The organism is uncultured Gardnerella sp. (genome assembly GCF_947280595.1).
GTDB classification, from domain to species: domain Bacteria; phylum Actinomycetota; class Actinomycetes; order Actinomycetales; family Bifidobacteriaceae; genus Bifidobacterium; species Bifidobacterium vaginale_A.
The window spans coordinates 1-6,485 of record NZ_CAMYOS010000030.1; the positions used below are offsets into that span (position 1 = coordinate 1).

Consider the following 6,485-nt stretch of genomic DNA (forward strand, 5'->3'; position numbering starts at 1 on the left):
CTTTGAAGGAGCTTGAAATGCGTTATGCAATTTCAAGCTCTGTCAAAGCGCCCATTCAAGTCGATTCGCCACTTTGCACCCACCTTGTAAGTGGAAAAAATTTATGCAGAAGGAAATGTACCGTAGCATATGTGGGAGAAAAATATACGAGTCTAGTGAACAGGTTTAATACTGTAGAATCAAGGCTTAAAGAAGTCAAGGCTATCATTGTTGAAAAGCAAATGAGGCATGATGGAGTTGAATATTTTATCGAGGACTTGAAAAAACAGGACTTGTTAACAGTGTTCGATGAAAACGTCTGGCTTAGCATGGTTGACCATCTAACTGTGCATCACGATGGAAAGGTTGATCTTACTTTCCTTGATGGGAGCAAAACGGAACTAAAGTGTTAAGCTTACAGGAAAAGTGTAAGGTAAAATAAAAGTATATCAGCAAGTCGCTGACGTGTTTTTTGCTGTTAAAAGAGTTACGGGTTGAGTATCAATGGAGAGAAGAGGGTGCGTCTGTCTAAAAAATTTAACATTTTGAAAGGAGAAATAATGGAAACAATAGTATCCGCTTTATTAGTTTTTGTTTCTACATCCATTGACTACTTAGTTGTTTTGACTATTTTATTCGCTAGTCAAGGAAAGAAAGGTTTGAAATCAATTTATGTAGGGCAGTATTTAGGTACAGGACTGCTTGTACTGGCTAGTCTTATTGCCGCTTACTTTTTAAATTTTATTCCACAAGATTGGATTATCGGACTCCTTGGTCTAATTCCGCTAGGTCTTGGTATAAGAGCAATTTTTGTGGATGAAGATATTGATGAAGAAGATATCGAGGGGAAAATTACCGGAAATGGATCAAAAATCTTAGCATTTACAAGTTTAACAGTGGCAATGGGTGGAGATAATTTAGGAATTTATATCCCCTATTTTACAGGAAAGAGTTTGATTGAGATTAGTATAAGTTTAGTAATATTTGCGTTAGGGATTTTGATTCTATGCAAATTATCTCAAAATCTCGCCTCAATTTCTGCTATCGGAGAGACTGTGGAAAAGTACGAAAAAGTAATTGTACCTGTCGTGTTTATTGGACTCGGTCTTTATATATTGATTGAAAATGGAACGATTAATTATTTCATAGGTCAAGTTCTAACTTTGGTGTAAATTCATTTCCTTCCCTTTATCTGCTATTTTTATGTTCAAACTCAAACGAGAAAAATAAGTGGTGCTTCCCACCGTCACGGCGCTTGATCGTACTATCTGATGCAGTAATGCGAACATAAAAATCGTGTATGACAGTCAAAAAATCCCATTCGTGCAAATGTGTTGCAATATGCGATACAGTATTTTATGATGTGTGTATGGAGGTTGATTGATATGGCAGTTACTAAAACAGCGAATGTGAATGTGAGAATACAAGAAAATATTAAGCAGCAGGCGGAGCAGATTTTGGAAACGATTGGAGTTCCTAGGGCTACTGCTATTGACATGTTTTATCGTCAAATCATTCTTAATAAGGGTATTCCGTTTTCGCTTACTATTCCAAAGTCGCTTCCAGCACAAGATGATATGGATGAGAAAACGTTTAACGCGTTGATGGCTAAAGGTTATGATCAGGCGGTTCGTGGTGATAGTTATCCGATAGATGATGTTTTTGAAGATCTTGAACGAGGTCTTTAATGGATGAGTATAAGATAAAAGTCACTCGTCAGGCGAAAGAGCATCTTTGCGATTACAGGTTGAAGAGGTCTGCGTGACTGACGGTATCGATAAGTGTGAGTGTGAGAATATCATCCTCTAGTAAATAAACAAGTAACCAGTCTGGCTTGATGTGGCATTCGTGAAAACCGTTGAATTTTCCTTTGAGTATATGGTCTTTGTATTTAGGATCAAGTGGAATACCTTGTCTTAGGTTATCTACTGCTTCATCTAAAAGAGAAAGATCGATTCCTCGTTTAGCCATACGCTTATAGCTTTTCTTATAAGCATTCGTAAACTTAACGTTGTACATCAGTCTTGCAACAACGCTTTCTTAAGGTCTTCCATAGAAGAATACGATGGTACGTTAGGGTCTCTGGAAATTCTTCTAGCTTCTTCCATAGCAGCCAGTGTTTCAGCATTAAACTTTGGGATTTCTACTTTAAAAGGAAGTCCTCCATGCAAAACGCATTGGCGTAAGAAGATGTTCACAGCACTTGACATATCGATGCCAAGTTCACTAAACAGTTCATTTGCTTCTGTTTTTACATTACTATCAATACGAATTTGAGTAGGACTTGTTGCCATAGTATTAGCTCCTTTTAAAATGATTATGATACGAACGGTATACGTTGTCAAGCATAAAGAAGAAATAGTAGTATTTTGCAAATGTTAAACAAATGTTTTGTGATTGCTTATATTTGAGTTTTTGACGTAATGCTCATATAATTTTCCACGTAAAGCACATTTAAGTTTATGAGGTGTTGCGCTATGACTGCCCAGATGGTCGCTAGTCTTAAGAACGGTTTGAAAGGCATATAAAAGCACATAAAACAGCTTAAGATACATATTTTCTTTAGCAGTATTAAACACGCATTGCGCATGATGTTTTGTCATTATGTTTGCACATGCGCGTTGGTTTTTCTGTAGTTTTTACACGTTTTTGCATGTTTTGCTCGTTCTTATCGTTCTTGTAAGCAAGCGTTATCTTTTTATCTAATTAATTTTCATTGTTGAAATTTATTCAATAACGGTAAGAATTAATGTTTAATAACAGTAAGAATTAAGCTTTAATAACAAGTAAGAACGAAGCAATAATAATGAATAATAATATAGAAAACGCAACTAATAGTCACGATAACAATAATAAGCAGTCAACTAGCAACTTAATATTGCGTATTGATAATGTAACAAGATCTTATTCTCGTGGATTTGGTCGTAAGAAGACAACTCGCCAAGTTTTACATAACGTATCTTTTGATATTCATTCTGGTGAAATATTTTGCTTGCTTGGTCCAAATGGTGCAGGTAAAACAACTACTGTGAAAATTGTTGGCACGTTGTTAGCTCCTGATAGTGGTAGTGTTCGTATTGCTAGTGTTGATGCTGTGAGTAATCCTCGAGAAGCACGTAAGCACGTGTCGTTACTTCTTGGAGGTGAGCGAGGATTTTATCAAAAGTTAAGTGCATTAGATAATCTTCGTTATTTTGCGGATCTTTCTGCTGTTCCATATAGGGAGCAGGGAAAGCGTATTCACGATGCTCTTGAGCAAGTTGATTTACTTGATAAAGCGCATGATGCTGTTCAAACTTTTTCAAGGGGAATGTGGCAGAGGTTGCATATTGCTCGATCGCTGGTTGCTAGAACGGATCTTATGCTTTTAGATGAGCCTACTACTGGTTTGGATCCTGAAAATGCTAGGAAAGTACGTGAAATTATTCATGCTTTACGAGATCAAGGAATAGCGATTTTGCTAACTACGCATGAGATGAGTGAGGCTGAAAAATTAGCTGATACTGTTGCTGTAATAAATCACGGTAATATTATCGCTCAGGGAAGTGTTGCGCAGTTGGCTTCTTTGCAGCATATTGATCATGTAACAATGTACGCGTATGACGGTGAACTATCAAGTGGAACTCCTAGTATTAAGGAAGAATTGCAAAAACTTGATGGAGTGTTGTGGTGTGATGTTTTTGAATCACACGGAGTATTAAATATTACTATCGCGTGGAGTAAAACATTATCTCAAGAACGAAATATTAAAATTCCTGTTGATGGGATTACGCGTTTAGGTGATCGCGCTGCAAGTTTGGAAGAAACGTATCTTGCTATTGTGCAAAATGATAATATTTCTGCGTCAAATACTTCTACTTCTTCTACTTCTGCTGCTACGCTGTCTTCTTCGTCTTCTTCACTTTCATTGAGTAAGTAGGAGGCTTAATATGAATACTTCTACTCATTCATACGCTTCTGTGATTCGTGGCATGTGGTTTCAGCTTAAAAGCTTAGCAAAAACAACGTTTTTCTTGCAAAATGCGATACTTGCTCCAGTATGTTTTGCGTTGATGAAAATTGTTTCATACTATGGTTTTTCTCATGATTGTGCTAATTGTCTTAATAATATTTGGGTTGATTCTTCTATAGCTGGATTATGGACTGCTACAACTACTGCTGTTGGAATTATTGGATACCAGCGTTATTTAGGAACATTACAATATTTAACTTTAAGTGTTATCTCACCTGCTGCAGTGTTTCTTCCTATTGTAGGATCCGCAGCTTTACTTGGGTGCATTGGTATGCCGCTTGCGATTATTACCGTTGCTGTTTTCTGCCATGGGTTCTTTATGATAACATTCACGCAGTTAGTTGGATACTTACTTTCTATGCTTGCTTGCGTAGCTTCTGCTGCAGTATTATCTGGAATTTTTGTATTATGCCGTAAAGCTACAGTTTATGAAGGTTTGATTTTAATTCCTGTATGGATGCTTTGTGGAATAGTGATTCCTGTAGAATCAATGCCATTGCCAGCTCGCGTTATTGCGTTTATTCATCCGCTTACGTCTGCAGTGTGGGTGGCTCATGCGCAAGCGTTTAATGCTACTACTGTGTTAGCAATCGTGTTATGCGTTGTATTATCCAGCGTTTTGCTTGTTATTGCAGGTTTTATGTTACGTCATGCTATTCGACTTGCAACACTTAATGGAAGTTTGAACATAATATGATACGAAATAATAATCAGGTTGAAACTATGCGAAATAAAATTATTCAAAATAATAAGTACGCTGAATTGCATCAATATAATCAATATTCTCAGTATGGTCACGTGAGCGTGTTATCTAGTATACGAACTGGTGCAAGAGTGAGTATACAGAGTATACCTAGCTTAAATAGTTGGAATACTGCTGTTATACGTATGATTGTTGAGCCTCTTTTATCTACATTCTTATACGTTTTTCTAGCTGGAGCTGTAAGCGGAGGATTCAATGGAGCAGCTAGTTATGCGACTAGCGCGGGTTTTAACCATAGTTTGATTGCATCAACTCTTGCTGCTGTTATGGGCGCGTGTTCTATTTCCACAAGTATGACTGTGTCAGAAGCACTAGCATGGGATCGTTTTGAAGGAACAACACCATTCGTGCTTACAAGCGCGAAAGTTGCATTACCATTATGGTTCGGTCGTATTATTGCGCTCGTGACTATTTCTTTAGTGAGTGATGCTGTGACTTTGTTTATAACAATGCTTGTAGTAAGCCCGAGTGCTTTCTTTGTGATTAATATGAGTGCGTTGATGCTGTTGTTCCTTATTGTTCCTGTTGCTTCTACGGGATTTGGTATTGCTATAGCTGCTATAAGCATGATGATGAATGATGTTTATACTATTTCTAACGCGCTTAGTGCAATACTTCCTATTGTTTGTGGTGTTATTGCTCCAATTAGCGTATTTCCTAAGATGATGCAATACGTGTTATATGTGATTCCAGTAACTCATGTTACTCAAGCATCTCGTAGTATAGTTGATGGTTCTGTAAATGTTGGCGTATCGCTACTTGTGATTCTTGTTGTTGGCGTGTTGTGGGCAATTGTTGGTGTGATCATATGGAATGTTGGTGTGGCAGTTCAACAGCGTAAAGGTACTTTAACAAATATAGGGTTTTAGGTAATAAATATGGGATTTAGTTAATTAAATAAGGATTAAATTCGCGTATGGAGAGTGGGTGTAAGACTAGTGGCATTGATTATTGCGTAAGATTGTTCAGCAAGCTATTAAGCCAATCTTAAACCTTTTGCGATATTTCCTATCGTTAAAAAGTGCACCCACTATTCATAGTATGCACTCAAAAAAGTGTAGAAATACTACCCGTTCTCTCAATCCACGTTTAGAACGTTTGCTTGATGTCACGTGATGTGTATTAAAAGCATACGAATCGCAGACGTTTTAATAAAGACGTTTTATTTTTTTAATTATAAAACCAAAAAGTGAATCTTTAATTTGTTTCGTTTATAATAGAAACAACTATAAAAAACAATAAATTTATCGACTATAATCGAAATTGTAAGCAAAGCTGTAATCGAAAGGTGTGAGGATATGTCATATATATTACGTAAAAAATACCTTAATAAAATCAAACCTTTTATTGACAAGCCTATTGTGAAGGTGATTACAGGTATGAGACGAGTGGGAAAGTCCACTTTGTTAAAAATGATTCAATCTGAATTGCTTGTAGACGTTCCTCAAAGTCATATTATTTATATCAATTTAGAATCAGCTCAATACTTATCTGTGAAAAATGATTTTGATCTGCAGAAACTAATTACAGAACGTAGTCAACAAATTGAAGGTAAAATATATTTTTTCTTTGATGAAATTCAATTAGTTTCTCACTGGGAACGTGTTATAAATGCGCTTAGAGTTGATTATGATTGCGATATTTATTTGACGGGTTCTAACTCAAAATTATTGTCCGGCGAGCTTGCCACCTTGCTTGCAGGGCGTTACGTAAGTTTTGAGGTGCTTCCTT

9 protein-coding genes are annotated in these 6,485 nt (G+C 36.6%); 7 read left to right on the plus strand and 2 right to left on the minus strand.

Translation table 11 applies throughout. The features are described from left to right. Positions 1-131: 131 nt before the first annotated feature. The 3 genes from Q0X59_RS05975 to Q0X59_RS05985 all read left to right on the plus strand — a co-directional run bounded on the left by Q0X59_RS05975 (position 132) and on the right by Q0X59_RS05985 (position 1,667). Positions 132-392 carry a hypothetical protein gene (locus Q0X59_RS05975; RefSeq protein ID WP_297643892.1) on the plus strand — a complete coding sequence of 87 codons (261 nt, stop codon included), beginning with the start codon at positions 132-134 and terminating at the stop codon, positions 390-392. Between the two features lie 147 nt (positions 393-539). Next, positions 540-1,151, plus strand: a complete 612-nt coding sequence (locus tag Q0X59_RS05980; protein WP_297643873.1) for a CadD family cadmium resistance transporter — start codon at positions 540-542, stop codon at positions 1,149-1,151. Positions 1,152-1,364: 213 nt separating this feature from the next. Then, a complete protein-coding gene (locus Q0X59_RS05985) occupies positions 1,365-1,667 on the plus strand; it encodes a type II toxin-antitoxin system RelB/DinJ family antitoxin (RefSeq protein WP_004133089.1) in 303 nt (100 codons plus the stop codon). Between the two features lie 52 nt (positions 1,668-1,719). On the opposite strand, the gene Q0X59_RS05990 is transcribed toward Q0X59_RS05985, so the two are convergent. Together Q0X59_RS05990 and Q0X59_RS05995 are read right to left on the minus strand one after the other, a co-directional pair. Then, positions 1,720-1,998: a type II toxin-antitoxin system YafQ family toxin gene (locus tag Q0X59_RS05990; RefSeq protein ID WP_297643877.1), complete on the minus strand. Its 279-nt coding sequence runs from the start codon at positions 1,996-1,998 to the stop codon at positions 1,720-1,722. After that, on the minus strand, positions 1,998-2,273 hold the full coding sequence (locus Q0X59_RS05995; protein ID WP_297643879.1) for a type II toxin-antitoxin system RelB/DinJ family antitoxin: 276 nt from the start codon (positions 2,271-2,273) through the stop codon (positions 1,998-2,000). Before Q0X59_RS05995 ends, Q0X59_RS05990 begins: the two co-directional genes overlap by 1 nt. A gap of 512 nt (positions 2,274-2,785) precedes the next feature. Here Q0X59_RS05995 and Q0X59_RS06000 point away from each other — a divergent pair. From Q0X59_RS06000 to Q0X59_RS06015, 4 genes are all read left to right on the plus strand, one after another. Next, positions 2,786-3,898, plus strand: coding sequence for an ABC transporter ATP-binding protein (locus Q0X59_RS06000; protein WP_297643884.1), 1,113 nt, complete (start codon positions 2,786-2,788; stop codon positions 3,896-3,898). A gap of 10 nt (positions 3,899-3,908) precedes the next feature. Next, positions 3,909-4,688: an ABC transporter gene (locus Q0X59_RS06005; RefSeq protein WP_297643818.1), complete on the plus strand. Its 780-nt coding sequence runs from the start codon at positions 3,909-3,911 to the stop codon at positions 4,686-4,688. Beyond that, positions 4,685-5,623, plus strand: coding sequence for an ABC transporter permease (locus Q0X59_RS06010; RefSeq protein WP_297643817.1), 939 nt, complete (start codon positions 4,685-4,687; stop codon positions 5,621-5,623). Before Q0X59_RS06005 ends, Q0X59_RS06010 begins: the two co-directional genes overlap by 4 nt. A 429-nt stretch (positions 5,624-6,052) precedes the next feature. Next, positions 6,053-6,485, plus strand: a 433-nt coding sequence (locus Q0X59_RS06015; protein WP_297643886.1) for an AAA family ATPase, incomplete at its 3' end; no start/stop codon positions are given.